The organism is Rothia sp. HMSC075F09 (assembly GCF_001810515.1).
GTDB lineage: Bacteria > Actinomycetota > Actinomycetes > Actinomycetales > Micrococcaceae > Rothia.
On record NZ_KV801779.1, the window covers coordinates 1 to 230 of the forward strand.

The window sequence follows — 230 nt, forward strand, 5'->3', positions numbered from 1 at the left end:
TCGATGGGTAACTTCTCCCCCGTTTGGGGCACATAGAAGACAGCCTCATCGCGAATACGTCGCCTTGCCTGATATTCGCTGATATTACGGCTGTTCTTTTGGCGTCTACCGATACCGGGAATCGTGACCTGTACGCGGTACACGTCCTGATTAGCAATAAGCCAGCCGCGGTTTTCCCGGTACAGCCGAAGAAGCTCAGGAGAAATGATCTCTTCGGGGTTGATCACTTC

Annotated in this window: 1 pseudogene; it reads right to left on the bottom strand. The window is 52.6% G+C overall.

The window, feature by feature from the left end:
• Positions 1-230 (bottom strand): annotated as a pseudogene (locus HMPREF2749_RS09315) (glycine/betaine ABC transporter permease); the annotation flags it as partial.